Source organism: Pseudomonas putida, from assembly GCF_028682475.1.
GTDB lineage: Bacteria > Pseudomonadota > Gammaproteobacteria > Pseudomonadales > Pseudomonadaceae > Aquipseudomonas > Aquipseudomonas putida_AG.
In genome coordinates this window covers 1-595 of sequence record NZ_JANHLE010000096.1, presented here as the reverse complement: position 1 = coordinate 595, position 595 = coordinate 1, and the positions used below count along the sequence as shown (strand labels likewise).

Genomic DNA, 595 nt, shown 5'->3' with positions numbered 1-595 from the left:
GCGGTGGGTTTTGCCGTCGACGTAACAGACTTCGCGGCGTTGGCGGTTGAAGCGGACGGGGTAGGTTTTGGCGACCTCGTAAACACTGGAGATCATTCCGTATAAGTAGGCGCCGATCGGAAGAATGGAAAGAAGCGACACGCTGATACTGACCTGCAAGAACATATATAAGTCGTGCCAAGGATCACTAAAATTTTCCGGATAGAAGAGCACTCCGCACATAATCACCAAACTTGGCATTATGAAAGCCAAAAATATAGGAACCCAAATTACTACGGCAAGTATCTTTCCCTGCTCCACCATTCCCCGGTTACTACCACCCAGCTCCAGATAGGTGTCGTTCATCTGCGAAAAATTACGCCGCGATGATTGAACCTGTCCGGTGTAGACCGGCAAAGGCGACAGGAACAGGGTTTCGTTCAAGCCCTTGACCCGAATTTCACCGGCACAGGGCCGCTGATTGCGAATGTCCAGGGCAGGCTCGGTGACACCGACTTTGTCTTTGCGCTTGAACAGTTTGCTAAACATCGACAGTCGCCAGGTCATCTCTGATGAGCAACTTGAAAGGCGCCTTGCCCGTTCCCGGGGGCATGTG

Annotated in this window: 1 pseudogene; it reads right to left on the bottom strand. The window is 51.9% G+C overall.

The window, feature by feature from the left end:
- Positions 1-528: pseudogene (locus tag NPS47_RS25315) on the bottom strand (DUF6708 domain-containing protein); the annotation flags it as partial.
- Between the last annotated feature and the right edge of the window lie 67 nt (positions 529-595).